The sequence below is a fragment of the Pantoea sp. Ap-967 genome, assembly GCF_011752565.1.
In the GTDB taxonomy this organism is placed as follows: Bacteria; Pseudomonadota; Gammaproteobacteria; order Pseudomonadales; family Pseudomonadaceae; genus Aquipseudomonas.
Genome location: NZ_VWXK01000002.1, coordinates 137,163 through 162,379 on the forward strand (window position 1 = coordinate 137,163; position 25,217 = coordinate 162,379).

Genomic DNA, 25,217 nt, shown 5'->3' on the forward strand with positions numbered 1-25,217 from the left:
AGGGATACATGAACGCAGCGGCAAACGGCTGGCAGGGTGAACTGTGGTTGGGCATCGATCACGCGCTGCTGCTCGGCACCCCCGGCAGCACGCACCCGCACGCCCACTACGCCCATCAGGTCATGGTCGGCCTTGGCGGCGACCTGCAGGCCTGCATCGGCGGGCAGTATCAGTGTGGGCCGGTGTTGCAGGTGGCCTCGCAGCAGGCCCATGCACTGCTGGGCCAACAGTCGCCTTGCCTGACTCTGTTCGCCGAGCCGCTGGCCTTCACCCTGGACGACCTTGCCAAGGTAGGCCCAGCCCCTGGGGAGGCGCCCGAGCGCGTCATGCAGCGCCTGCAGCAATGGCCCAGGCGCGCACTGGACCCGCGCCTGAACGAGGCGTTGTCGCGCATCCGCGCCCTCGACGAGCAACGCTTGCCCGCCCGGCGACTGGCAGACGCCGCCGCCCTATCACTCAGCCAGCTCGAACGGCTGTTCAGCGCCGAACTGCACACCTCGGTGCGCCGGCTGGTGCTGTGGCAACGCCTGCGCCTGGCGCTGCACGCGGCGCTGGATGGCGCCAGCCTCACCGTTGCCGCCCATGCAGCCGGCTTTGCCGATTCCGCACACCTGTCGCGCAGCGTGCGCAAGCAATTCGGCCTGCGCGCCAGCGACCTGCTGGGCCGCTTACGGCTCCATCCGTTCGGCTAACGCCTGGCGCAGCGGCGCCGGCAGCGGCGCTGGCGGCGTCGGCTGGCCTGGGCGCCAGGGCTCGCGCAACTGGGCCAGGTAAGCCACGGGATAGTCCGGGCGGTCACCGATGCCCACGTCATCGTCTGCCAGCGCATAGCCAGGCAAATACAGGGCCGTGCCCAACAGGCGGTCCCACAGCGGCAGGAACAAGGCGAAATTCACATCCCCGGTGCGCCCGTACTTGAAGTGGTGCAAGCGATGCACCGGCGCCCAGGCGAAGACATGGCGCAGCCAGCCGATGCGCATGTCGACATTGCTGTGCTGCAACAGCAACTGGATTGACACGCTGAAGGCCAGCAACATCGCCACGTCCTGGGGCAGGCCAAGCAATAGCAGCGCAAAGGTGCCGCCGAGGGTTTCCAGCACCTGGTGCAGGGGGTGCTTCATCAACCCGTTGAAACCATAAAGCCGGGTGACACTATGGTGCACCGCATGCAAGCGCCATAGGGCTGCGCTGCGATGGCTGGCGTAATGCACCAGGGTGATCCCGAGGTCGGCGAGGACGATGGCCAGCAGCAGTTGCAGCGCCAACGGCCAATGCCCAGGCCACAGCCCGGTCGCTGGCAGCCAACTGGCCAGCAGCGGGATGCAGGCGATGCTGGCCATGTTCAGGCTTTCGTTGACCAGGGCATGGCAAAGGTCGCGCGGACCCTGCTTGCGGTGCTGGTTCCAGGCGGGTTTGTAGGGCATCAGGGCTTCACCCAGGCGGGACGACAATATGGCGGCGAGCAACAGCGCCAGCAACCACAATGGGCGGTGCTGGTGGCCGACCAGCCACAGGGCCAGGGCGATGTAGCCGAAAAAGAACAGGGGGGCATAAATCAGGCGCATGGGGTGGCTCCTAGAGAACGAGAGCCGCCAGTGTTGGATCATCCGCTGCGCCTGCGCTTGAACGAACGGCGCAGATACCGGGTACGCCTACCAGACCGCATCGCGAGCTGCGCTCGCTCCTACGGGTTTGTGCGGGCATGGTAGGAGCGAGCGCAGCTCGCGATGCGATCTCAAATCAAACCGGCCCCTTCAGCTCCACCTGGTTACCATCCGGGTCATAACAATACAGCGACAACCCTTCCCCCTCAGCGCCATAGCGCGTTTCAGCCGGCTCCACCACCACCCCAGCCGCCCGCAAATAAGCCGCCAACGCCTGTTCATCAAAAGGCTCGATGCGCAGGCAAAAGTGATGCAGGTTGCGCCCTTGCACCCCCGGCCCCGCACCACCCGGCCGCCCCAACGGCCCGTCGAGGGTCACCAGGTCGATCATCGCCGTGCCGGTCGCCAGGTGCACCATGCCCAAGTCAGGCCGTTCACGGCTGACCGTGCAGCCCAGTAGGTCGCGGTAGAAGGCGATGCTGCGTTGCACGTCGCTGACGCGCAACACCAGGTGGTCGATGTGCTGGATGGCGAACGGTCGCATGCCAAGTCTCCTGTGGCCAAGGCGTGGAGGTGACTGTCACCATAGCCCAGCACCCGCCACCCCGGCCATCATCCGCTACTCGTTCACCGCGCGCTGCAGCAGCCCACCCTCATGGCGGGCCAGAATCCGCAGAATCTGGTCGACCAGCGCCCGGTCCGGCGCCTCCAGGTGAAAATGGTGCCCGCCCGGGTGCCAAGACACCTTGGCCTGGGCCGGCAACGCCTCCTGGCGCGAGACGAAACCGTCGCCGGCAAATGCCCCCTGCCGGCCAAACATCAGGTACAGCGGGCAGCGGATTTCCCGCAGCAGGTCACAGGCCTCGCGTTCGGTCAGCGGCATGGGTTCGGGCAGCACCAGGCGCGGGTCGTGGCGCCAGCAGTAGCCGTCGGCCAGTTGCAGCAGGTCGCGCAAGGCCAGCACCCGGGCCGCGTCTTCGCTCAATTCACCGTCCAGGCGTTTGCGCCGCTGCTCCAGGGCCGTTTCAAGGCTGTCGAAGCGCCCGCCGCCTGGCTCGGCGAAGCCATGCAACTGGCTGCGCTGGACCATGCGCTTGAGCCGATAAGCACGCGCCAGGTGCTGCACGCGATCATCCTCGGCCACGGTGAACGGCGCGCCCATGCCGTCGAGGAAGGTCATGCTGGCGATGCCGCTGGTCATCGCCGCCAGCAGCGATGCCACGCCGCTGCCCATGCCATGGGCCAGCACGTGAAACTGCGCAAGGCCCAGGCTGTCGGCCACCGCGAGCATGTCTTCGGCATGCTCCCACAGGTAGTAACCGCTGTCGTGGCGGCGGTGGTCGGAACGGCCGTGGCCGACCAGGTCCGGGGCAACCACGAAACAGCCATCGAGCATGGGTGCCAGGCGCTCGAAGCTGGCGGCGTTGTCCAGCCAACCATGCAGCGCCAATACCGGTATGCCACCTTCGTCGCCCCAGCAGCGCACGGCAATCTCGATGCCATTGAGGTCGAGCAGATGGTCCTTGGGTGTGGATGATGAACGCATGGATACCTTCCTGATTGGTGGCCAGAGGGGTGTGCCGTTATGCCCCCGGCCGGGCCCGCAAGAAATTCCGACGCCCTACCTTCGCGCGATGGGCAGTGTCACGATGCTCCGTGACCGACACAGGCGTAGGCGACACCGACGCGCCAGTGCTACCTATCTACCCCGGGGCCCGGGGTTGGCGCGTGTCCAATGGGCGCTTTGCCCTGACGGAGCCCTGCCATGCACCCACCCCTGCCTTTTCACACCCAGCAACTGGCCCGCACACTACCGCCATGGTCCCGGCACCTGGCCCGCCCCTCGGTCGAACAGATCATGGCCACCCAGCGCCCCGAGCATGTGCAGGCCGACGGGCAACCCTGCCCCTGGTACCGCGACGCCAGCGACGCCCAGCGCCAGGCACTGCACGCCGCCATCGGCCAACGCGACAGCAGCCACCTGGCGCTGCAACGCGCCCTGAAACCGCTCAAGGGCATTACCGAGTTCTGCCAGCCACTGCTGTCGCAACGGCTTGCAATAACAGCCGCAGTCGATGAGGCGGTGTATTTTTTCCAGCCGTTCAAGCAGCGCCCCGGGGTGGATGTGGGCATTGAAAGTGGCATCGGTGCGCTCCCCGGCCCCGACCGCTTCGAGTACGACCCCAGCGGTACACCGCGCAAGGTCACTCTGCTGGAGGCGGCCCTGCACAACTTCACCCACACGGCGGAGGCCGGCCCCTACAGCCAACTGCACCAGGGCAAGACTGACGGCACCCCAATGGTGGGGCTCAGCGTGCCGGAATTCATCGACACCTGCCGCGAACTGGACCTGGGCCAGCAGTACCAGGGCCACCTCGCCGCGTGCTACGACGGTGCGGACAAGCACCGGCTGGAAACCCTCTGGTGCCAGGCATCGAAGGATGCGTTACAGGTACAGGCCCATATCGCCGCCCTGCGCGGCAGGCTTGGCGCGCCTGGCCTGGCCGCCATCGGGCAGCTCTGCACGCAACAGCAGGCCCCCCAGTACGACGGTGCACCGCTTGGCTGCTGGCGCCTGGACCTGTTCGGCACACCGCTGCACGAAGTGCTGGTGATCGGCCCAAACCACGGCAGCCAAACGAACCCCTGCATCCTGTACATTCCTGGCGCACCCGATGCTCCACTGCAGGAGTATGCCTCGGCCAGCGCCGCCGCCGCGGCCCTGGCACTGCGCATGCAGCACGAGCCCCTGCTGCAGTGCATGCTGCGCTTCGCCCCCCAGGCCTTGCAGGCTGGCCTGGCCAAGCGTGTGCGCGAGCACCTGTTCGACCGCCCGCAACCGCCCAGCGTGCCACCCGAACTGCCCAAGCCCAACCCTCGCCTGTTGTTCAAGGCCACGCCGCTGCCAGTTCTGCCATGGCCCAGGCTGTACGCCGCCCATGTGGCCAGGCTCAAGGCCGATGCCGCCACCCTGGCAGTGCCAACCGCTGACGTCGACGCCAAGGCACGGGTCGAGCTGTTCGAACACATCGCCTCGCTGGGCCTGGACCTGGCCAACGTCGCCGCGCTGTTCATTCCGGGGCTGAACACCGTGATGCTGGCCGTGGGCGCGGCGCAGATCATGGAAAGCGTGTTCCACGGTATCGAGGCCTGGGAACAGGAGGACAAGGCCCAGGCGGCAGCCCAGCTGGAATCGGTGTTGCTCAACATTGCCTTGATGGGCGCGGTGGCCGGCGGTGCGGCGCTGCTCAAGCAATCGCGCTTCGTCGATTCGCTGCTACGCATCGAACACGCAGGCGGCGAACGCTTGTGGCACCCCGATGTGCACGGTTACGCCTCGCCTTTAACACTACCTGAAACACTGCAAGCCAACCCAAGCGGCCAACTGCTGCACGAAGGCCGCCACTACGTTCGGCTGGGCGGCCAACTGTACGAGCAAACCCAAGGCGCCGACGGCCAATGGCGGCTCGAACACCCGCGCGACCCCGAGGCCTACCGCCCGGTGATGCGCCCCATCGCCGGGGGCGCCTGGCGCATCGAGGGCGAACAACCGCTGGACTGGCCGCGCGAGCAACTGCTCAAACGCCTGGGCGCCGACGCCGAAGCCCTTGAGCAGGCCGACCTGGACGCCGCGCTGCGCTGCACCGGCCTGGACGAAGATGCCTTGCGCCACGCCCATGTCAGCGAAACCGGTACCCCGCCGCTGCTGGCCGATGCCCTGAAGCGTCTGCGTATCGACCAGGAAACCAGCGAGCTGATCAACAACGTGCGCCACGGCCGGTCGGTGGCCGCGCACAAGCACTATGCCCTGCCCGCCCTGGTGGAACTGCCCGGCTGGCCCCAGGACCACGTGATCGAGCTGTTCCAAGGCCCTGAGCCGTGGGGAGCATCGACGCTCTACGGGCAACACCAGCAACCGGACGCGGTGGTGATCGCCCTCACCCGCACCGAACTGGAGCAAGGCAAGCTGAGCCAGGCCGTCTTGCAACAGCTCGATGATGCATACGCCAGTGCCTTGCTACCCGAAGGGGTGGCGTCAGCAGCCCGCGCCAGCGCGCTGGACGCCAAGCTCGCCAATACCCTCAGCGATCGCCGCGCCGCCCTGTTCGACAGCTTGATGAGCAGCAGCCAGCCGCCCCTGGGCGATGCGGCGCGGGTCATCAAGCGCCAATTCACCAGCCTGCCCACCCCCGCGTTGGACGCCCTGCTCGCCCACGCCAGCCCCGCCGAACACCTGCGCCTGGCCGCCGGGCGCGTGCCGCTGCGCCTCGCCGAAGAAGCGCGCAGGCTGCAGGCCCAGGTACGCCTGGACCGCGCGCTGCTGGGCCTGTATCGGCCGAGCTTGGCCAACGCCGACAGCCATGTGCTGAGCACCGCCCTGCAGGCCAGGCATCCCAACGCCAGCGCCGCACAACGGTTGCAAACGGCGCTGACAGACCGCACCCAAAGCGCGAGCTTGCTCGGCCAGCAACCCATCCGCCCAGGGTACCGCTCGCCCCTGCGCCTGGCCGATGGTCGCCATGGCTACCCCCTCAGCGGCCGCGGCAGGTGGCGGGAGTGGGTAAGGCTTGGCACCACCCGCCACGAAGAACGCAGGCTGCAGGAACTCTACCCGTCGCTGGACGCCCCGCAACGCCGCGCGCTGCTTGATGCCCTGCGTCAGCGCGGCGACATTGGCGAGCAAATTCGCCACCTGCAACGCGAACGTGCCGAGTTGCAGGGCCATCTGCAAGCCTGGGCCGACGAGGCTCAGGGCGACGCCCGGGAACATCGCCTGCGTTTCCAGCAAGCGGTCAACCGCGCAGCGCGGCGCGACGAAGGCGCTGTGCTGACGCTCCAGCACATGACACTGGAGCACCTACCGGCGCTACCGGCACGCCTGGACCACATCACCTCGCTGAACGTGCAAGGGCTGAACCTGCAAACCCTGTCGCCTGTGTTTCTACAGAGCTTCCCGCACCTGGAGCGCCTGCGCCTGTCGCGCAACCCGGCCCTGCAACCCGGCTCGCTGTTCCAGGCGTTACGCCATGCGCCGCAGTTGCGCGCGCTGGAAGTGGCGGGTAGCTCACTGGGGGCCCTGGACGACGCCGGGCGTGAAGCGCTGGCCAGCCTGCGCAGGCTGCGTGAACTGCGCTTGAGCGATGCCGAACTGACGCTGGCCACCCCCGACCTGCAGGCGATCGCGGCCCTGCCGCTGGAGCACCTGCACCTGAGCAACAACGCCATCACCCTGACCGCGGACAGCGCTGCGCAGTTTGGCCAGATGACCCGCCTGGTGGCATTGAACCTGTCGCACAACCCGCTGGGCATCCCGCCCACCCTCGCCCGCCTGCACCACCTGCAAACCCTGGAACTCGACACCTGCGCGCTGCAAGCCTGGCCAGAGGGCTTGACCGAGCTGATGAATCGGCCCGATTACGCCCTGCGCAACATCCAGCTCAGCGAAAACGCCATTCACCGCCTGCCAACGCTCGAAGACATCCTCGCCAGCGCCTATGCGCAAAACCTGCTGAGCGCCCATGGGCAGAACTGGGAGTTTCACTTCAACCGACTGGAGCCAGAGCAAACCCGCCAGCTCCGCGCCATTGGCGTAGGCGTAGTCGAACATGCCGATTTCCTGCCCGAGGCCACTGCCGTCGACTGGCGTGCCGCCGCCAGCACCGAGCGCCAACAGGTGTGGGATGAGCTGTTCGACGCAGGCAACAACCGCGAGCTGCGCGAAGTGGTGGAGCGCGTCGGCCGCTCGGCGCAGGCCCTGCACAACCAGCCATCGCTGGGCACCCAGGTGTGGCGGCTGCTGGAAGCGGCCAGCGAAGACCAGCGCCTGCGCGAACGCCTGAACGAAGTGGCCAGTGAGTTCCCGCCGTCGTGCGGCGATGCCGGCGCCGATGGCTTCAGCACCCTGGAAATCGAACTGTTGGCCTTCCGTGAAAGCCGCCAGGCCAATATCCCGGGCCCCTACCTGTTCCAGTTCTACCAGCGCCTGTTCCGCCGCGAGCAGGTCAACCTGCTGGCAGCCCGTATCCATGCCGCGCGCCTGGCTCGGCAACGCGCCTTGCTCGACTGGCTGGAGCAAACCCCGGAAAGCCGGCCACAGTTCCCGGAGTTGCCGGCACTGGACGAACTGGATGACATCAGCCTCATGGACCTTGAGCAAGGTGGCGTGGATGACATCGAAATCCGCCTGGCCCTGCGCCAATCCCTGGCCGAGCCGCTGGCGTTTCCGGAGCCAAGCCAGGACATGCTCTACCGCGATGCCGCCCGCATCAGCAGCCTGACCATCGACAACGTGGAGGATACGGTACGGGCGCGCGATGAAGCCCCACGCCTACGGCGGGCATGGATTGCCGGGCAGCCGAGCTGGCGGCGCTTTCTGCGGGTACGCTTCGCCACGCGCTTCGCCGAGCTGGATGCGCGCTGGTACCAAGGCATGACCTACCTGGACTTCTGCCTCGACCCACAAGGTGAAGCGGTCAGCAGCCTCGACAGCCGGGTACGCGAGGCCCTGGCCGAGGTGCTGCCGGCGCCGCTACTGGACGACAGCGGTAACCTGCAGCGGATGCCCCTCAACAGCCAGCAGTACGAACAGGCGCTCAAGCGCCTGATGAGCGAGCGTCAGGCCGAGCTGGAAGCGCTGTACGCCCGCCTCACCCGGCAACAGGACCCCAACGACTGAGCCGTCACTGGCCGCGCAAGTCTTCGAAGAAGGCTTGCCGGCCATCCACCTGGCTGGAAGCGCGCGGGGCTGCCGCCGCCTCGCCGCTGGCCGCCTCCACATGCCAGTAGCAGTGCCTGACCGCACGGGTCACAGCCACATAGGCCAGGCGCTGCACCTCCTCTTTCTGGGCCGTGTCGAAGGGCTGGGCATCCCCTGCACGGCCCAGGCCCGCCAGGCGGTACACCTGGTTCTTGTAGGGCGAGCTGGTCAGGTATTGGCAGTCGCCGAGCATGAACACCGCATCAGCCTGCAGGCCCTTGGCACTGTGGTAGGTCAGCTGGCGCAGCCGGCGCTGCTCGGCCGGCAGCATGGCCTCGGCCTGCAGCACCCCCTGCAGGTGGTCGTTCATCAAGGCTTTGTCGCTGCCCTTGCGGTACAGCATCATCACCGACTCGCCACGCTGGTAGTGCTCGATCAGGGTTTCGCCCAACGCCGCCTCATCACGGTCGAACACCCGCACCGGCGCCCCCGGCAGCTCGGCGGCCGGCCCGCTTGCCCTGGCCTTCTTGCCCGCGATGGCCGGGGTGCCCTTGACCAGGTGCTCGGCCGCGTCGATCACCTGCTGCTGGCAGCGGTAGTTGTCGACCAACATCACCCGGGTATTGGCCGGCGACGGGAAAGCCTTGGTGAACTCCATGAAATACTTCGGTGAACTGCCGCGCCAGCCGTAGATCGATTGCCAGTCATCGCCCACGCACATCAGTGAACTGTGCTGGGCATGGCGCCCGGTATGCATGGACGGGCCACGGCGGCGGATTTCCGCAAGGCTGGCGCGTAGCCAGCTGACGATCTGCGGCGAAACGTCCTGGAACTCATCGATCATCAGGTGCGCCAATGGCCGCAGCAGCGGGTCGGGCAGCAACTGCAGGTTTTCCGGGTTGTTCTCGCCAAACAGGGCAAACATGCGGTTGTAGCTCATGACCGGCGGGGTCTGGTTCAGCAGGTGTGACTCCAGTGCCTTCCAGTACAGCGCCAAAGCCTCGAAGAACAGCGCATCCGGGTCGCCGGACGGAAAACTCATGGCCGCGACGGCGCTGTGCACTTCCACGCCCAGGTTTTCAATGAAGCTGGCAGCGCCGACAAAGGCATCGAGCAGCGGCGACGCTGCCAGCTCACCCTTGACCTTGTATTCGAAGCCTGGCCCTGCCACCGCGTCACCGGCCAGGGAGGCGGCCAGGCGCCGGGCCATGCTGTAGTTGTCGAGCCAGATCAGCGGCTTGTCACAGAACGCCTGCAGCAACGTGCGCTTGACCGCCCACTCGGCGCGCACCGCAAGCTTTGCCCCCGGGCGCTGGTACTGGGCGCTCTCCGAAGGGTCGAAACCCAGCACCACCCAAGCATCCAGGCCGGCCAGGCGACCATGCACGTGGAAGCGGCTGCCGCGAATCTCCACGGTTTCACGGCATGGCTCTATGCCCTTGATCGGCCAGGCACCGGCGGCGAACCACAGGTCCTCGATCATGTCGCACAGCTCTTCGTCGCGCTGGGCGGCCAGTTGCGTCACCTGTACGCGCTTCTGCACATCCGGGTGGTCCGGGTCCAGCGGCTTGAGCTGCAGCGCCTCGCGGCGCAGGGTGGCGATGATCTGGGCAAAACGCGGGCTCTCGGCCAGCAGGTCGCTGTAGCACTGGTTGAGCTGCTGGCGCTGGGCGTCGTTCAGGCGCAGGTCGAACGGGTTGCTGTCCGCCTCCGCTTCACGGCCCGCAGGCATCTCGTTGCCCAGGGTTTCGAATGCCCGCACCTGGGCAAAGCCCGGCAAGCTGCGCACCAACGGCAGAATGCGCGAGTGAAAGGTGCGCACCAGTTCACGCGCCTTGGCAGGCTGCAGGTCCAGCTGCCAGAGGGCGAATACTTGAACCAGGCGCTTGATGAAGTCCTTGCGCGACTCGCGGGTGAAGGTCACCACGGTCATTGCATCCAGCTCGTAGCCCAGGTAGTGGCGCAGCAGCAGGATGCGCAACACCAGCGACGTCGATTTGCCCGCACCTGCGCCCGCCACCACGCAGGTGGAAGGCGTATCGCTGAAAATCAACTTCCATTGCGCCGCGCTGGGTTGCGCCTGGGCCGGCAGGCGCTGGGCGACATCGGCCTTGAAGCGCTTTTTCAGCTCAGCGGTCAATGGCAGGCGCCAGTCGTCGAACAGGTTGTCGTCCTGCCCCGGCACGGCGGCGGTGTCTGGGCGCGAATCGCGGATCACCAACACCTGGCGCCCGGCCTCAAAGCCTTCCACCCGGCCGCGCTCGAAGCCCTCGCGCACGCCGTCGGCATGGCCGCTGCGCAGACCCATGGCGTGGCCAAGGAACCAGGAGTCACGGTGCTGCGCCTGCAAGCGGCTCAAGCCACGCCCCAGCAAGCGGGCGGCCAGGCGCCGGAACCAGGGCAGCTGGGCGGGCGGGGTCAGTTCGGCAGGGGCCTGGGGTTGCTCGTGGGCCACGGTCACTCCGTTGAAAATCAAATCAGCGGGCATGTTCGCCGCATCCGCCAAAAATCGCCAGCGAATGCTTGAAGATCAGTGGATTAGGCGATGAATCGCATAATTCACAGCGAGTTAAAATATCTACATATACGATCATATCAAGCCGATATTTACGCTTATTTTCGATCTATTAATGCCGCATCATGGTTCCATTCCCCCGATTCAAGGAGCACGATCATGCTGCAACTGCGACCCTTCGAAAGCCTTGGCCATGCTAACCACGGCTGGCTCGATGCCCACCACCACTTCTCGTTCGCCGAGTACTACGACCCGGCGCGCATGCACTGGGGCAACCTGCGGGTGTGGAACGATGACTTGATCGCCGCTGGCAGTGGCTTCCCGCCGCACCCGCACCGCGACATGGAAATCATCACCTATGTGCGTGAAGGCGCCATTACCCACCAGGACAGCCTGGGCAACAAAGGCCGCACCGAAGCCGGTGACGTGCAGGTGATGAGTGCCGGGACCGGCATCGTGCACAGCGAGTACAACCTGGAAGAAATCGACACGCGCATTTTCCAGATCTGGATCGTGCCGGAGAAAGTCGGTGACGCGCCTTCCTGGGGTGTGCGCCCGTTCCCCAAAGGCGAACGTGGCGAAGGCTTCGTGACCTTGGCCAGTGGCCGCGCCGGTGATGAAGACAGCTTGCAGATCCGCGCCGATGCACGGCTGCTGGCCGCCACCTTGCGTGCAGGAGAAACCGCCGAATACCGCTTCGACGCCGGGCGCCGGGGTTACCTGGTGCCGGCCAAGGGGCTGGTGGAGGTCAATGGCCTGCGGGCCAAGGGCCGCGATGGCGTGGCGATCGAGCAGGAAGACGTGCTGCGGGTGACCGCGGTCGAAGATAGCGAAATCGTTCTGGTCGATGTGGCGTAAGCCAAGGAGAAAGCCCGCCCCTACACACCCGATGTAGGAGCGGGCTTGCCCCGCGAATGGGCTGCCCAGCAGCCCCCGCTCACCTCACTCAGGCAATCGCCGCATCCACCAGCACCTGAGCCTCTTGCACCAAGCGCTTGAGGTGCGCCTCGTCGACAAAGCTTTCGGCGTAGATCTTGTAGATGTCCTCGGTGCCCGACGGCCGCGCCGCAAACCAGCCATTGGCTGTCATCACCTTCAACCCGCCAATGGCCTGGCCGTTGCCTGGCGCGTGGCTCAAGATCTGCACGATTGGCTCACCGGCCAGTTCGGTCGACTTCACCTGCTCTGGCGCCAACTTGCCCAGGGCCGCCTTTTGCCGTGCATCGGCCTTGGCCTCGACACGGGTGGCAAACGGCTTGCCCAACGCCGCCGTCAGGTCGTCGTAGGCCTGGCTTGGGTTACGCCCGGTGCGCGCGGTCATCTCGGCCGCCAGCAATGCCGGAATCAGCCCGTCCTTGTCGGTGGCCCACACCGAGCCGTCCTTGCGCAGGAACGAAGCACCGGCACTCTCCTCGCCACCAAAGCCCAATGAACCCTCGAACAACCCCTGGGCAAAGAACTTGAAGCCCACTGGCACTTCGTACAGCTCACGGCCCAGGCGCTCGGTAACGCGGTCGATCAGGCCGCTGGACACCACCGTCTTGCCGACGGCAGCGTCGCTGCGCCATTGCGGGCGGTGGCGGTACAGGTAGTCGATGGCCACGGCCAGGTAGTTGTTTGGCTGCAGCAGGCCATCGGCGGTAACGATGCCATGGCGGTCGTGGTCCGGGTCACAGGCAAAGGCCACGTCGAAGCGCTCGCGCAGGCCGATCAGGCCCTGCATGGCGTAGGGCGAAGATGGGTCCATGCGGATCTGCCCGTCCCAGTCCACACACATGAAGCGGAAGGTTGGGTCGACTTCGGTGTTCACCACTTCCAGGTTCAGCTGGTAGCGCTCGGCAATTGCCGACCAGTAGCGCACACCTGCCCCACCCAGCGGGTCGACGCCAAGGCGCAGGTTGGCACCGCGAATCACGTCGAAATCAATGACGTTTTCCAGGTCTGCCACATAGTGGCTCACATAGTCATGGCGCTGGGTCGTGGCCGCCTGCAGCGCCTGGGCGTGGCCGATGCGCTTGACCCCGGCCAGGTTCGCGGCCAGCAGTTCGTTGGCCTTGGCCTCGACCCACTTGGTCACGTCACTGTCGGCCGGGCCGCCATTGGGCGGGTTGTACTTGAAGCCGCCACTTTGCGGCGGGTTGTGCGACGGGGTGATGACGATGCCATCGGCCAGGCCCTGGCTGCGCCCACGGTTGTAGCAAAGGATGGCATGGGACACGGCCGGGGTCGGGGTGTACTCGTCATCCTTGGAGAGCATCACCTGCACGCCGTTGGCAGCCAGCACTTCCAGCGCGCTGGCAGCGGCCGGGGCAGACAGCGCGTGGGTGTCGGCGCCAATGAACAGCGGGCCATCGATGCCCTTTTCCTGGCGATACAGGCAGATGGCCTGGGTAATGGCCAGCACGTGGTACTCGTTGAAGCTCAGGTCGAACGAACTGCCGCGGTGGCCCGAGGTGCCGAAAGCCACACGCTGGGCCGCTACGGCGGCGTCGGGGCGGCCGGTGTAGTAAGCGGTGAGCAGGCGGGGAATATCGACGAGCACGCTGGCTGGAGCCGGCTTGCCTGCCAAAGGACTGAGCGTCATGCAAAAACCTCAAGTTCAACGGAAGTGGAAGTTGGAACACGCAGTGTACTGGGAGTTGCAGGCGCGCGCGACGGGCCGTCGGATTATTCCCCGCCCGCCTGCCACCAGGCCGGAAACATCTGTTGCACCCGGGGCTCGGCGAAACGCTCATCGATCAGCACCAGCACACCGCGGTCCTGGTCGCCGCGAATTACCCGGCCAGCGGCCTGGATCACCTTGCGCACCCCTGGGTACAGGTAGGCATAGTCGAAGCCGGCGCCGAACTGCCGGCCCAGGCGCTGCTTGAACTGCTCGTTGACCGGGTTGACCTGGGGCAGGCCCAGGGTGGCGACGAAGGCGCCGATCAGGCGCGTCCCCGGCAGGTCGACGCCCTCACCGAACGCGCCGCCGAGCACGGCAAACCCTACCCCCTGCCCGCCTGCCACGAAGCGGTCGAGAAACCCCTGGCGCGCCGCCTCATCCATGCCCGGCGCCTGGGCCCAGGCGGGAATGCCTGGGTGGCGCTCGGCCAGCAGCGCCGCCACCTGCTGCAGGTACTCGAAACTGCTGAAGAACGCCAGGTAATTGCCCGGCTGCTCGCCATACTGCCTGGCGATCAGTTCAACGATGGGGGCCAGCGAGGCCTGGCGCTGATGAAAACGGGTGGAGATCTGGCTGGCGATATGCACCTTCAACTGTTCGGCGCGAAACGGTGCTGCCACCTCCAGCCATGCCGTGTCCGCCGGCATGCCCAACAGGTCGGTATAAAAATGCCGCGGGCTCAAGGTGGCGGAGAACAAGGTCACGCTGCGCGCCGCCTGCATGCGCGGGCCCAGCAGCCGTGCCGGCGAGACATTGCGCAGGCACAGGCTGGCCAGGCGCTTGCTGCGTGGGCCTGCACGCACGCTGATATCGAACAGGAAGTCGGCGCCAAATACCTCGGCCACCCGGCTGAATTGCAGTGCCTGGTAGAAAAACTGCAGCACCTGGGCATCGACTTCGGCAGGCGCTTGGTTCATGCGTTCCTGGATCAGCCCGATGCAGTGCTGCAAGGCGCGCAAAAAGGTATCGGGCAACTGTTCGCTGGCCTGGTAGGGGGCAACTTGCGCCTTGTACAAGGCATTCCACTGGCGGTTCAGGCGGTCCAGGGCGCTGACCAGCCCAGCAGGCTTGCTTTGGCGCAACGCCAGCAACTGGCCCTGGTCGAGGGTGGCGCTGTACATTGCCCGGCCACGCTCGACCAGGTTATGCGCCTCGTCCACCAACACCGCAACCCGCCACTGGTTGACCTGGGCGAGGCTGTACAGCAAGGCGTGGGCATCGAAATAGTAGTTATAGTCGGCCACCAGCACATCCACCCAACGCGCCATTTCCTGGCCCAGGTAATACGGGCACACCTGGTGCGCCAGCGCCACCTCGCGCAGCGTGGCCCGGTCCAGCAATGGCATGGTGGCGGCGGCCTCGCGCGCGCCCGGCAGGCGGTCGTAGAAGCCTTGGGCCAGAGGGCAGGATTCACCGTGGCAGGCCAGGCCCGGGTGTTCGCAGGCCTTGTCCCGGGCCACCAGCTCCAAGGCGCGCAAGGCCGGTTGTGGCGACGCCCCGGTGACCTGGCGCAGGGCATCCAGCGCCAGGGCGCGGCCCGGCGTTTTCGCAGTGAGAAAGAACACCTTGTCCAGTTGCTGCGGCACCACGGCCTTGAGCAGCGGAAACAAGGTGCCCAGGGTTTTGCCGATGCCCGTGCTGGCCTGAGCCATCAGGCAGCGGCCAGTGCTCACTGCCTTGTACAGGGTTTCGGCCAATTGCCGCTGGCCCTGGCGAAACTGCGGGTAGGGAAACGCCAGCGCTTGCAGGCCATGGTCGCGCGCGGCCAAACGCTGCTGCTGAGCCTGGGCCCAGCCGAGAAAACGCTGGCACTGGGCGATGAAGAACGCCTGCAGCGCCGCCGCGCTGTAGTGTTCGCTGAACAGGGTCTGGGCATCGCTGTCGACGTTCAGGTACACCAGGGTCACTTCGACCTCGGCCAACTGCCGCGCCTGGCACAACAACCAGCCATAGACCTTGGCCTGGGCCCAGTGCAACTGGCGATGGTTGGCGGGCTGGCGCGCCAGGTCGCCGCGGTAGGTCTTGATTTCCTCCAGGCGGTTGGCCGCCGGGTCGAAGCCATCGGCGCGCCCGCGCACCTGCAGGCCCTGATACTCCCCCTCCAGGGCAACTTCCGCCTGGTAGCCGGGGCCACGCCGGGCCACCACCCGGCGATGCCCCTCGATACCCTCCAGCGCCGTGGGCGATGGGGTGAAGCGCAGGTCCAGGTCCCCAGCCTTGGCGCTGAACTCGCACAGGGCCCGCACGGCCACGCGGTAACTCACGCCGCCTCGCTCCAACGCACGTGGCACACCGCGACCGGCAAGCCCTGCTCGGCGCAGAATTCCAGCCAGCGCAGCTGGTTGTCCTGCAGGCGGTCACCCGGCCCCTTGACCTCGACCATGCGGTAGCGGCCCTGCTCCGGCCAGAACTGAATCAGGTCGGGCATGCCGGCGCGGTTGTTGCGAATGTCCTGCAACAGGCGCAGGAAGCACTGTTTCAGGTGGGCGGCCGGCAGGCACGCCAGGGCCTGTTCCAGCAGCGTTTGGCTGAGCATTGGCCAGAACACGAAGGGCGACTGCAAGCCCTGCTTGGCGGCGTAGCAGGCCAGGATCGCCTCGCGGTGGCTGCCATCATCGAGGCGCCCCAGGCAGGCGGCAAAGTGGTCGCTGCGCCGGTGCTGGAAGTCCGCGTCGTGCAGGTCTTGCGGCGCAGCCTGGAAGGGGTTGAAGAAGGCCCCCGGCACCGGTGCGAACACGGCGTCCCAGCACAATAGGCCAAACAGGCTGTTGAACAGGGTGTTTTCCACGTAATGCGCCTGCCCGCCCGCTTGCGCCAGGTGCTGGCGCACCGCCTCCTCGACCCCCAGCGCTGCCTGCTCGCGCGGCAGGTTCAGTTCGATCAGCTCCAGGGGCGCAGGGCGGCGCCGGGGCTGTGGCGGCCCACCCAGCTTTCGCGCGATACGTGGCAACATGCGCTGCAGCGCCTGGGTTTCCAGCGGGTTGAGCGGCGCTGCCGCCAGGGCCAAGGCCAGTTCGTGCGCCTGTTGCCACTGTTCGCTGCGTTCCAATACCCGCACCTGGCGAATGCGCGCCTGGGCGTGGCTGCTGCGTGCATACACCGCCAGGGCCAGCGCCCAGTCGCCCAGCCGTTCGCACTGCTGGCCCAAGGCAAACAGCAAGCGCCCCAGGCGCCGGGCCAACCAGGGGTTGTCGACCTGCAGGTCATCCAGCGCCGGCAAGATCAGCGCAGGGGCCTCGCCCAACTCCAGGCGCTGGCCGCAGTGGTGCAGGGCCATGGCCACGTCGACATCGCCACGCCGCTGCAGTGCACGCGAATCCACGCTGAACGCCACTTGCTCGAAGCGCAGCAGCCCCAGGTCGGCCAGCACGAACTCCGACCAGTCCTGGTACAGGTTGCCAAAGAACAGCAGGCGCATGCGGTCGCACAGCGGCTGCAGGCGCCATTGCAGGATGCCCACTGGCGGCAGCTCGAACCACTGTGAAAGCGGCCGGGGCGACAGTTCCAGGGGCTGCAGTTGCAGCAAAAGATCACCCTTGGCCGCACGTGGGCGAGCCAGTTGCCCGGCGAAACCACTGGCCAGTTCATCCTTGCGCAACAGGCTGAACAACTGCTCCAGGCTCAGCTGTTCCGGCTCACCAACCCAGCCCAGTGCCAACAAGGGCTGCAGCGCAGCCTGCGGGTCGCCGATCTCGGCGTAGTCAAGGCGGTCACTGCGAAACAGTTCACCCTTGCGCATGACCATGCGCACCAACAACGCCTGGGCAGGGGCGCCGAGGGCGAGGAAGTCGCGAATGAACGCTTGCTCCTGGGCATCGAGCAAATCGGCGTAGCGCTGCTCTACCCACAGCAATACCTGGCGGAAGTTGTGCAGGTAGTACAGCGGGTCGTCGACGGAATGGGCAATCACGGGGCGGGTTCGGCAGTGGAAGCGGGTACTGTTTATACATACAGACCGAAGGTGCTGGCAAGCACCCAGGTGCCCGTCGGCGGCCAGCAGAAAACAAACAATCTTCAGCAGAAATTGAAATGCAGTCAGTGACCAATGGAGTTCCAGCATCTGCACAGAGACGTGCGGCGGGTTACGGTAAAAATTTTCCGATCAACGGTGCATAAAACTCAAAGGACTGCGCCGAACGCATACACGCATCGACGGCGGCCGGATGAATACTGGCAATTTGCAATTGCCAAGGAGTTTGACTAGCTTCTCTCAACCCCAAACGAGCACAGCTCGAAACCCGACAAGGAGGTTGAAGTGGATATCGTCATCCTGATTCCTGGCATCATGGGTACTACTCTCCTGGCAACCGGTGCAGATGGCAAGCCAGAAGAGGTTTGGCCGCCGACGCCCTATGAAGCCGTGATGGGCTACAAGCGCCTGGAGCTGCTGACTCGCCCCGACCTTAAAGTCGGCGAGCCGATCAACAAAGTGGCCTGCTACAACTTCTACAGCCTGCTGCGCGAACACCTTGACGACTTGGGGTTCAAGAACACCGACAAAGGCAAACGCCGGATCGAGTTCGGCTACGACTGGCGGCAGGACAACTTCGATAGCGCACAAAAGCTGGCTGAACTCCTTCAAAAGCTGCACATCCAGGAGCCCACTGCGCGCGTTACCCTGGTCGGCCACTCCATGGGCGGCCTGGTCTCGCGTTTGCTGCTCGAACAAGCGCACAACCAAAAACAACCTTGGTTCGCCAACATCACCCAGTTGATTACCCTGGGCACACCTCACCTGGGCGCACCGCTGGCATTGGCGCGTATCTTTGGCCTGGACAGCACCGCTGGGGTCAGTGCAAAAGACGTCAAGCGCCTGGCTAACGACCCACGCTATCCGTCGGCCTACCAACTTCTTCCCGCCCCGGGCGAAGCGGCGGTATGGGCGCTGAACAGCCCTGACCTGAGGGCCGTCGACATTTATGAACAACAGTCGGCCAAGGACTTGGGGCTGGACTATGGCTTGGTGAACAAAGCTCAGCGGATGCACCAGGTGCTCGCTGCGGGCGCACGGCCTGAAGGGGTGCGTTACTTCTACTTTGCCGGCAGCGGCCATCAAACCGTCACCCGGATCAATGTCAACCACACCGCCGGCCAGGCGGTTGAACATGCCGCGTCGGTCATTACCAAAACCAATGATGCCGGCGATGGCACAGTGCCGCTGTATAGCTCGTTGCCTACCACAGGCCAGCGCCAGATCGTAATCAACGAGCACGCCACTGTATTCAAAGGCGAAACGTTCCGCCGTGCGTTCTTCCGCTTGCTGGGCGGGAACGTTGGAACTGTCATCGACGCAGGAGTCAACGAAGCCATATTGGAGGGCTCTCTTGATCGTCCGGTCTACGAGCAGGGCGAGCCCATCGAAGTGACCTTGGAGGTACTCAACCTCAGGGCACTCGATGGCAAAGGGCGCACCGATAGTATCGAAGGGGAATTGGTAATCACCGACGCTCGCGCAGACGCAAAATCGCCAGCAAAGACCTATCGAGTGAACTATTCAGGCCCGCTTCTCGACCGCCTCAGCCTGGTCATCGAGTCGGATGAGCTCGCGCCGGGCCTATATGAACTGCGCTTCCAGGGCCAACCCACACTCAGTGAACCGTTGCACTTCGCAATCACCAAAGGGTGAACATGAACGTCGCACAGCAACTGCGCAGTCGCCTGCGCAGCCAGGTAAACCTGCATGGCCGCGAAAGCCTTGGGGCGGACCCGCTGACCGAGCAGGCACGTGAGCATTCGCTCGCGCGCCTGGCAGCGCAGGTCGATGAAGACGACCCTGCGTCCAGGCACCTGCTGGCCAGTGCTCGTGCAGGCCTGGATTACCTGCGCAGCGAAAGCGGTATCCTCACGCCGGCCATGCGTGTCGGCATCGAGGCGATCATCCTTACCGACGGCTCGCGGCCTGCGCTGTTGGTCAGCAACGACAGCATCGACTACCAGGACCCACAGATCGGTGGCTGGCTCAGCCGCCTGACCAAGAGCAAGCCTCTGCTCAGGGAAACGTTGGGCAAAATTGCCCGTATTGCCCAGCAGCAACCCGACGGGACCAGCAAAACCTTGGGCACGGGCTTCTTGGTCGACACCGGCCTGCTCGCGACCAATCGCCATGTACTGCAAGAAATGGCCGCACTGGACGGCACCGGCACCTGGCGTTTCAAGGACGACCTGGTCATCGACTTTGGCGGTGAGCATGAGCGCAGCAACCCGCCGGCTGCACTCGCTCGGCCCGTCGTCGTTGAGCGCTTCGGGCCTGAGCCGATCTTGCAATTGGGCGAACCACGGCGCTTGGACTTCGCCTTGATCCAGATCCAGGCGCTGCCCAACAATCGCCTGCCCACGCCACTGCAAGTGTGCGATGCCGACGATGCCCAAGCCTTGCAGCCAGGCATGCCGCTCGTCACGATCGGCTTTCCGGCCAAGCCTTCGTTCGGCATGGAGAATGCCAAGGTCCTCTTCAACTTGTTCAAGGGCGTTTTCGACGTCAAACGCCTCTCGCCGGGGCTGTTGGGCGATACGCTGGGCCAGGTGCCCGGTGACAGCCAGCCACCACGCTGCTTCAGCCACGACGCCTCGACCCTGGGCGGTAACTCGGGCGGTTGCGTGATCGGCCTGGACGATACCTGGCAAGTCATCGGCTTGCATTTTGGCGGGCGATCCGGGGAATACAACCTCGCCCATGACATACGTGCAGTGATGGAGAGCGTTTCATGACGGCGGCGGATCTACGCCTGGCCCAGTGGGTGGTCGATGGTGAGTTGGCCTTTGCCGAACTGTTTCTCGCCCTGCAGCAAGGCGATGACACCAAGGTTCAGTACGATACCCTGAGCCAACCCGGCGATACGCTCGAACAGCGCCTGGCCAGAGCCTTCGGCCATGCGCGCGCGGGGGGGTGGTTGAGCGCATTCTGCACCAACTGCGTGACCGCTCGGTTAGTGACTCGCGGTTTCATCGAGGAAGCGATCAAACAGACGGCATCGCCCTGGATGGTCAAAGCGCAGGCCTTGATCGATGCCGATTCACCGTTCTTGAACAGTGCCCTGCATGCCAAGGGGCTACTTCATGTTGCCGACTATGTGTGCCGCATCGAGATCGATGGCCGGCATGCCGGTACGGGGTGGCTTGTACCGCCCGACATGGTGGTCACTGCCGGCCACGTGCTGACTTCAAGCGCAACGAATGACCCGTTGGTCGACATAGCACAGCCCGAGGAAGCAGACCCTTTCCGGGTCATTGTTTACTTCGACGACAAAGTCGACATGTTCGGGGGCCGCCGCATACGCCGCAAACCCCGTGAATTCCTGCTCGCCGAACAGTGGCTGGTAGCACTCAATTCACCGGCAATACAGCCTGGTGGTATCGTCCAGCATGGTTTGGCCGGCCAGGACTACGCCATCATACGCCTGGCCGAAGCGCCGCTGCCTATGGCCAGGCGCATGGAAATGAACGCTACCCTGCCTTATCCTCAGGATTACCTGCTGGTAATGCAGCATCCCGTCGGCCAAGCGATGTGCCACCAGCAAGGCAACATCACCGGGCTGCACGTGACACCGGGGCTATTCCAGCATTCCGTCAATTCCGAACCCGGCAGCTCCGGGGCACCCTGCTTCGACGTCAACTTCAGGGTGGTCGGGGTGCACACCGGAGAAATGCTGGGGGTGACACCCGCCAGCAACCTGGCAACGGCCATCGATCAAGTGGCTGAGGCCATTGCACAACAACCTATGACGTTGTCATCAAACTGGCCCTACAGTTTCGATGATGCGGACGGTTTCTCGCGCCCCATCGTTGATCGCGAGCAGACCCTGGCATGGCTGCGTGAGGCCTGCACCAACGACAACCAGCGCGGGCTGATGATTCGCCCGAGCCTGCGCATGCCGGCTGGGATGACGTTTACCGCTGACTTGTTCAAGGCCCTGCTTCCACCTGAGCAGCACCGTGTGGTGCGAATGTCGGCGCTGGATATCCACGCCCTTGGCGCAGAAGAATTCGCACTGCGACTGCTGACGGCCGCAGGCAAGAGCAACCCCACGCCGTTCACCCCGCCGCAAGGTGAAACCACGTCCGTAGCCTACCTGCGCAACACCCTGGTACCCGAGTTGCTGGCCAGGCTCGACCAAGCACGCATGGAACGTCATGTCTGGTTGCTGCTCGACGACCTGAAACGCCCGGACGCCTCCCATGTGCCGCTGGGCGAGGGCAATAACCTTCGCGAATTACTGGAATTGCTCTACGAGGCACTGGCGGGTTACCGCTGGCTGCGCATCGTGTTGCTGGGCTATGAGGGCACGCCTCCCAGAGTCGCAGCCGCCTACTGGAGCGAGCAGATACTGCCCGACCTCACGCCTGCAAGGTTCTCGCAGTACATGGATAAAGCCTTCTCTGGCGTGCCCGACGTCAAGTACCGCACGGCATTGAGCAAGCGCTATAAAACAATGACTGCCGGCCAGCCCACAACGGCCAATCTGCACTGCATGGCCACGACGTGCGGGCTGTTCCTCGACAACATGAGATCCCTATGACGGCCTCTGACGACGAAGCACTCAACAAGCGCCTCGCCGCGCTGGATGAACGCCTGGCGGCCCAGCCAGTGACGGCCATCGACGGCCTCACCGACAAGGCGCGCGAACTGATTGCCAGAGTCGCCTTGGCAGGAGCGTTCGACCTCAGCCAACTGGCACGCAAAGCATCCCCCGACGAGCGCGAGGCACTGGTTGCGTACCTCAGCGACATCTCCGAACTGGTGATCGATGCCGGCGACCTATACCGGCGCCTGTCCATCGGGCCTCGGCGCCAGGCGCTGGCCGAATTGCTGGCCGATCCTGGGTTCAAGCGCAACGTACTCGACCATTTCGAGCCCACCCCTCAAGACCTCGAAGGCAAGTACACCGCGCAACTACTGCGTGGCTGGCAGCCGCAACTGCAACGGCTTAGCACGCCGCAGTTGCAATCCTTGGCGGTGGCCAGCGGTTGGTTGCAAGGCCTGTCCGACACCCGTAAAACCCTGAGCCTGCCAGATGCGCGGCAGGTGCAAAGCGAAATTGCCAACCGCACCCGTGACCAGGAGCTACAGGCACTCGTGGGTGAAGGATTGATCGGCCGCGAAAATGAACTGAGCGAGCTCCAGGACTTCGCCACCGATGGGCAAAATAAAGGGCAAATCCGGGTCATCGACGGCGAGGGCGGGATCGGCAAGTCGAGCCTGCTCGCGTCACTGACCCAATCATTGAATGCCCTCGCGCCTCCCCTGCCCATCGTGCATTTCGATTTTGACCGGCCCTCGCTAGACCCTGAAGGGCCTGGCCTGACCTTGGAGCTCACCCGCCAGTTGGCCCGCTACTACCCCAAGGCCAAAGACGATTTCAACGAGATCAGACAGAACTTCAAGCGCTCGTTCACCGATCGTTCGGCTAGCCGCTACGACATGAGCTCTAGCCGCGAACAGACGTTGTCGTCCAGCATGGAAGGCAGCGCGTTCACCCGCGCCGTCATTCATCGGCTCGGGCTGCACCAACAACCTGTCTTGCTGGTGTTGGATACGTTCGAAATGCTCGCTGGCCGTGGCGATAGCGCCGTTGGCGCGTTGGCCGAGTGGCTGGAAGTAGTCTGGCAGGACTTCGACATGCACGGCATGCGCGTGCTGGTGGCAGGGCGTGCGGCGGCAAACATGGCGCGTCCGCTGGGCTACAGGATCGGTAAACCGTTCAACCTGGCGCCACTGTCTCAACGCCATGCCCGTGCACTACTGAGCCGCGAAGGCCTCTGCAGCGGCGATGCAAAAAAAGTGGCCGCCGCGCTGGACGGCAACCCACTGGTACTGAGGCTCGTGGGCCGTTACCTGGCAAACCATCCCGACGATGCAGAAGCATTCCTGAAAGATGCTGCCGGGCTGGACAAGGCGCTCGGCCAGGGCGTGCTCTACACCCGCATTCTCAATCGCATTGGCATTGGCGAAAGCGACCCGCTGCGCAAGCTGGCGTATCCGGGGTTGGTACTGCGTGTGGTCACGCCAACACTGGTGCATGACGTATTGGCCCCCCTGGTGCTGGGCGACGAGCTATCGCAGGACCAATCGCAGGTGCTGTTCGACCGCCTCAGGCAGCACGCCTGGTTAGTCGATGAGTACGCGCCGAATCAGGTACGCCACCGCAAGGACCTGCGTATCGTGACCTTGGGCCTGCTGCGCAAGGACCCGGTGGCCGGGCCGCTTGCGCAGCAGTTGCACCGCGAAGCCATTGAGTATCATCGAGAGGAATGCGACCCGGACCTGTCGAGCGAGCAGCACCTGGTGGAAGTCGTCTATCACCGCCTGATGACGCTGCAAAGCCCGCTGCAGTTGGACCAGCAAGAGCAGACGCTGGTCAGGCAAGCCATGGCCGGCGACCTCAGTGAGCTCACGCCCTACGCGGCAGCGCTGGCACGCGTCTACTGCCAAATGCCACCGTTGCGCGAAGACCTTGCATTGCTGCCGGGTGAGTTGCAGCGTGAGGCGACCGCTGAATACGCCTGGGCACTGATCGATGCCGACCGGGCCGAAGAAGCCTTGGCACTGCCGACGCCAGGCGTTCTGCCCGTGTGGTGGCTGACCGCGCAGCATGACTTGGCCAGGTGGAATACCCCTGCCGTTGGTAATGCGCTTGGCATGGGCCATGAGGCCTTTCGCGGTATCGCCTCCAGTAGCCGCGAGCATCAACAGAACGCCCTTGCGGTCAGCGCCTTCCTCGACCTCTGGCGGCGCCGAACCCAGAATATCCCCAAGCCGTTAGAGTTGCTGCGTTTGGTCGAATCACGAGGCACAAAACGCATGACCGGCAGGCTCAAGGCCATGGTCGCCTGGGGCATTGGCGCGCTGCAGGAGCGTGCCAACGTCGATCAGGAATGGGAGGTGATGTACGCGTTCCTGACACAGGCCATAGATGATTCACCGCTCGCCAGTTACGAGAAAGCACGACTCTGGCTACTGTTGTGGGCGGCGGGCCACGTCAGTGAGGACGACGTCTTCGAGGTTCACGGTGATGCCTTGTCACTAGACGACCGTTGCCTGGCGAAACTCGATAGGTTATGCGATGTCGTACCGGGCAGTTACCCGCTTCGTGCTTGCCTGGCCAAGGTCAGAGCTCAACCTGTCGAACTGGAGCAGGTCGGGCTCTATACCCGCCAGCTTGCCGAGGCCATCACCCAGTGCCAGGCCAATCGGATTGGCTTTTTTACGATCGCTGGGTTCACGCCCTACGAAATGCTGCCTGGGATGATCGTCGAGTTACGTGCACCCACCCGGCAACTGATCCGCTCTGCCCTCTCCGATGCCACTCAGCGCAAAGCCGCCAATCGGTACTTCCTCGACCTGATTGCCACTACACAAGGCACCCCGGCCGCGCTCAAACGGGATGTTTGGCTGAGCAAATTATGGAAAAGCAGTGGCAATAGGGTGTTGATACCCTTCGTCGAATGGCTTGCGCGCATGGGTTTGGCTAGTGAGGTGTGCCGCGAGTTCGAGCGGATCTGTACAGGCGACGCTTCGCGACAGTTCCACCAACTGACGCAGGCCTGGCGCTTGATCGAGGCGCTCGAACCATCCCCACCAGCGCCAACGCCCCGGAGAACCAACGGCCCCGGCCTCTGACAGCCGGCAGCAGATCCTCGCTATTGGGGTCGCATTCGCACGAAGAGACAGTGGCATTGCCAGCGCGGGCACAAGCCTTATGCGTAGAGAAAAGATGATTACACCGTACGATGAAACCC

The 25,217-nt window shown here is 64.8% G+C and carries 14 protein-coding genes; 7 read left to right on the forward strand and 7 right to left on the reverse strand.

The window, feature by feature from the left end:
- Positions 1-8 precede the first annotated feature (8 nt).
- Positions 9-692, forward strand: a complete 684-nt coding sequence (locus F3J45_RS03110) for a helix-turn-helix domain-containing protein (protein WP_167057195.1) — start codon at positions 9-11, stop codon at positions 690-692.
- Here F3J45_RS03110 and F3J45_RS03115 read toward each other — a convergent pair.
- The 3 genes from F3J45_RS03115 to F3J45_RS03125 all read right to left on the reverse strand — a co-directional run bounded on the left by F3J45_RS03115 (position 669) and on the right by F3J45_RS03125 (position 3,150).
- Positions 669-1,565: a sterol desaturase family protein gene (locus tag F3J45_RS03115; RefSeq protein ID WP_167057198.1), complete on the reverse strand. Its 897-nt coding sequence runs from the start codon at positions 1,563-1,565 to the stop codon at positions 669-671. The two genes, F3J45_RS03110 and F3J45_RS03115, sit on opposite strands and share 24 nt — an antisense overlap.
- Before the next feature lie 175 nt (positions 1,566-1,740).
- Entirely contained in the window at positions 1,741-2,148 is a 408-nt protein-coding gene (locus F3J45_RS03120) for a VOC family protein (protein ID WP_167057203.1), read from the reverse strand.
- A 75-nt stretch (positions 2,149-2,223) separates the two neighbouring features.
- The gene (locus F3J45_RS03125; protein WP_167057206.1) at positions 2,224-3,150 is read right to left on the reverse strand and encodes an alpha/beta fold hydrolase; all 927 of its coding nucleotides are present in this window, start codon (positions 3,148-3,150) and stop codon (positions 2,224-2,226) included.
- A gap of 219 nt (positions 3,151-3,369) precedes the next feature.
- On the opposite strand from F3J45_RS03125, the gene F3J45_RS03130 reads away from it, so the two are divergent.
- Positions 3,370-8,280: a dermonecrotic toxin domain-containing protein gene (locus F3J45_RS03130; protein ID WP_167057209.1), complete on the forward strand. Its 4,911-nt coding sequence runs from the start codon at positions 3,370-3,372 to the stop codon at positions 8,278-8,280.
- Between the two features lie 4 nt (positions 8,281-8,284).
- On the opposite strand, the gene F3J45_RS03135 is transcribed toward F3J45_RS03130, so the two are convergent.
- Entirely contained in the window at positions 8,285-10,789 is a 2,505-nt protein-coding gene (locus F3J45_RS03135; protein WP_167057212.1) for a UvrD-helicase domain-containing protein, read from the reverse strand.
- A 186-nt stretch (positions 10,790-10,975) separates the two neighbouring features.
- Between F3J45_RS03135 and F3J45_RS03140 the strand changes: the two genes are divergently transcribed.
- Entirely contained in the window at positions 10,976-11,674 is a 699-nt protein-coding gene (locus tag F3J45_RS03140; protein WP_167057215.1) for a pirin family protein, read from the forward strand.
- An 88-nt stretch (positions 11,675-11,762) separates the two neighbouring features.
- Here F3J45_RS03140 and pgm read toward each other — a convergent pair whose 3' ends face one another.
- The 3 genes from pgm to F3J45_RS03155 all read right to left on the reverse strand — a co-directional run bounded on the left by pgm (position 11,763) and on the right by F3J45_RS03155 (position 17,391).
- Complete coding sequence (gene pgm, locus F3J45_RS03145; protein ID WP_167057218.1) at positions 11,763-13,400, reverse strand: phosphoglucomutase (alpha-D-glucose-1,6-bisphosphate-dependent); 1,638 nt, start codon at positions 13,398-13,400, stop codon at positions 11,763-11,765.
- 83 nt (positions 13,401-13,483) lie between these two features.
- The gene (locus tag F3J45_RS03150; protein WP_167057222.1) at positions 13,484-15,745 is read right to left on the reverse strand and encodes an ATP-dependent DNA helicase; all 2,262 of its coding nucleotides are present in this window, start codon (positions 15,743-15,745) and stop codon (positions 13,484-13,486) included.
- The gene (locus F3J45_RS03155; protein WP_167057225.1) at positions 15,742-17,391 is read right to left on the reverse strand and encodes a VRR-NUC domain-containing protein; all 1,650 of its coding nucleotides are present in this window, start codon (positions 17,389-17,391) and stop codon (positions 15,742-15,744) included. The genes F3J45_RS03150 and F3J45_RS03155 overlap by 4 nt, the downstream gene beginning before the upstream one ends.
- Positions 17,392-17,736: 345 nt before the next feature.
- Here F3J45_RS03155 and F3J45_RS03160 point away from each other — a divergent pair, with 345 nt between their 5' ends.
- The 4 genes from F3J45_RS03160 to F3J45_RS03175 are packed head-to-tail and all read left to right on the forward strand — an operon-like array spanning position 17,737 to position 25,098.
- On the forward strand, positions 17,737-19,107 hold the full coding sequence (locus F3J45_RS03160) for an alpha/beta hydrolase (RefSeq protein ID WP_167057228.1): 1,371 nt from the start codon (positions 17,737-17,739) through the stop codon (positions 19,105-19,107).
- A 2-nt stretch (positions 19,108-19,109) separates the two neighbouring features.
- Positions 19,110-20,189, forward strand: a complete 1,080-nt coding sequence (locus tag F3J45_RS03165; RefSeq protein ID WP_167057231.1) for a serine protease — start codon at positions 19,110-19,112, stop codon at positions 20,187-20,189.
- Positions 20,186-21,997: a serine protease gene (locus tag F3J45_RS03170; protein ID WP_167057235.1), complete on the forward strand. Its 1,812-nt coding sequence runs from the start codon at positions 20,186-20,188 to the stop codon at positions 21,995-21,997. Before F3J45_RS03165 ends, F3J45_RS03170 begins: the two co-directional genes overlap by 4 nt.
- Positions 21,994-25,098: an ATP-binding protein gene (locus F3J45_RS03175; protein ID WP_167057238.1), complete on the forward strand. Its 3,105-nt coding sequence runs from the start codon at positions 21,994-21,996 to the stop codon at positions 25,096-25,098. The genes F3J45_RS03170 and F3J45_RS03175 overlap by 4 nt, the downstream gene beginning before the upstream one ends.
- The last annotated feature ends 119 nt before the right edge of the window (positions 25,099-25,217 follow it).

Coding starts and splice junctions, on each gene's coding strand:
- F3J45_RS03110 (WP_167057195.1), top strand. CDS start 9: ATGAACGCAGCGGCAAACGGCTGGCAGGGTGAACTGTGGTTGGGCATC.
- F3J45_RS03115 (WP_167057198.1), bottom strand. CDS start 1,565: ATGCGCCTGATTTATGCCCCCCTGTTCTTTTTCGGCTACATCGCCCTG.
- F3J45_RS03120 (WP_167057203.1), bottom strand. CDS start 2,148: ATGCGACCGTTCGCCATCCAGCACATCGACCACCTGGTGTTGCGCGTC.
- F3J45_RS03125 (WP_167057206.1), bottom strand. CDS start 3,150: ATGCGTTCATCATCCACACCCAAGGACCATCTGCTCGACCTCAATGGC.
- F3J45_RS03130 (WP_167057209.1), top strand. CDS start 3,370: ATGCACCCACCCCTGCCTTTTCACACCCAGCAACTGGCCCGCACACTA.
- F3J45_RS03135 (WP_167057212.1), bottom strand. CDS start 10,789: ATGCCCGCTGATTTGATTTTCAACGGAGTGACCGTGGCCCACGAGCAA.
- F3J45_RS03140 (WP_167057215.1), top strand. CDS start 10,976: ATGCTGCAACTGCGACCCTTCGAAAGCCTTGGCCATGCTAACCACGGC.
- pgm (WP_167057218.1), bottom strand. CDS start 13,400: ATGACGCTCAGTCCTTTGGCAGGCAAGCCGGCTCCAGCCAGCGTGCTC.
- F3J45_RS03165 (WP_167057231.1), top strand. CDS start 19,110: ATGAACGTCGCACAGCAACTGCGCAGTCGCCTGCGCAGCCAGGTAAAC.
- F3J45_RS03170 (WP_167057235.1), top strand. CDS start 20,186: ATGACGGCGGCGGATCTACGCCTGGCCCAGTGGGTGGTCGATGGTGAG.
- F3J45_RS03175 (WP_167057238.1), top strand. CDS start 21,994: ATGACGGCCTCTGACGACGAAGCACTCAACAAGCGCCTCGCCGCGCTG.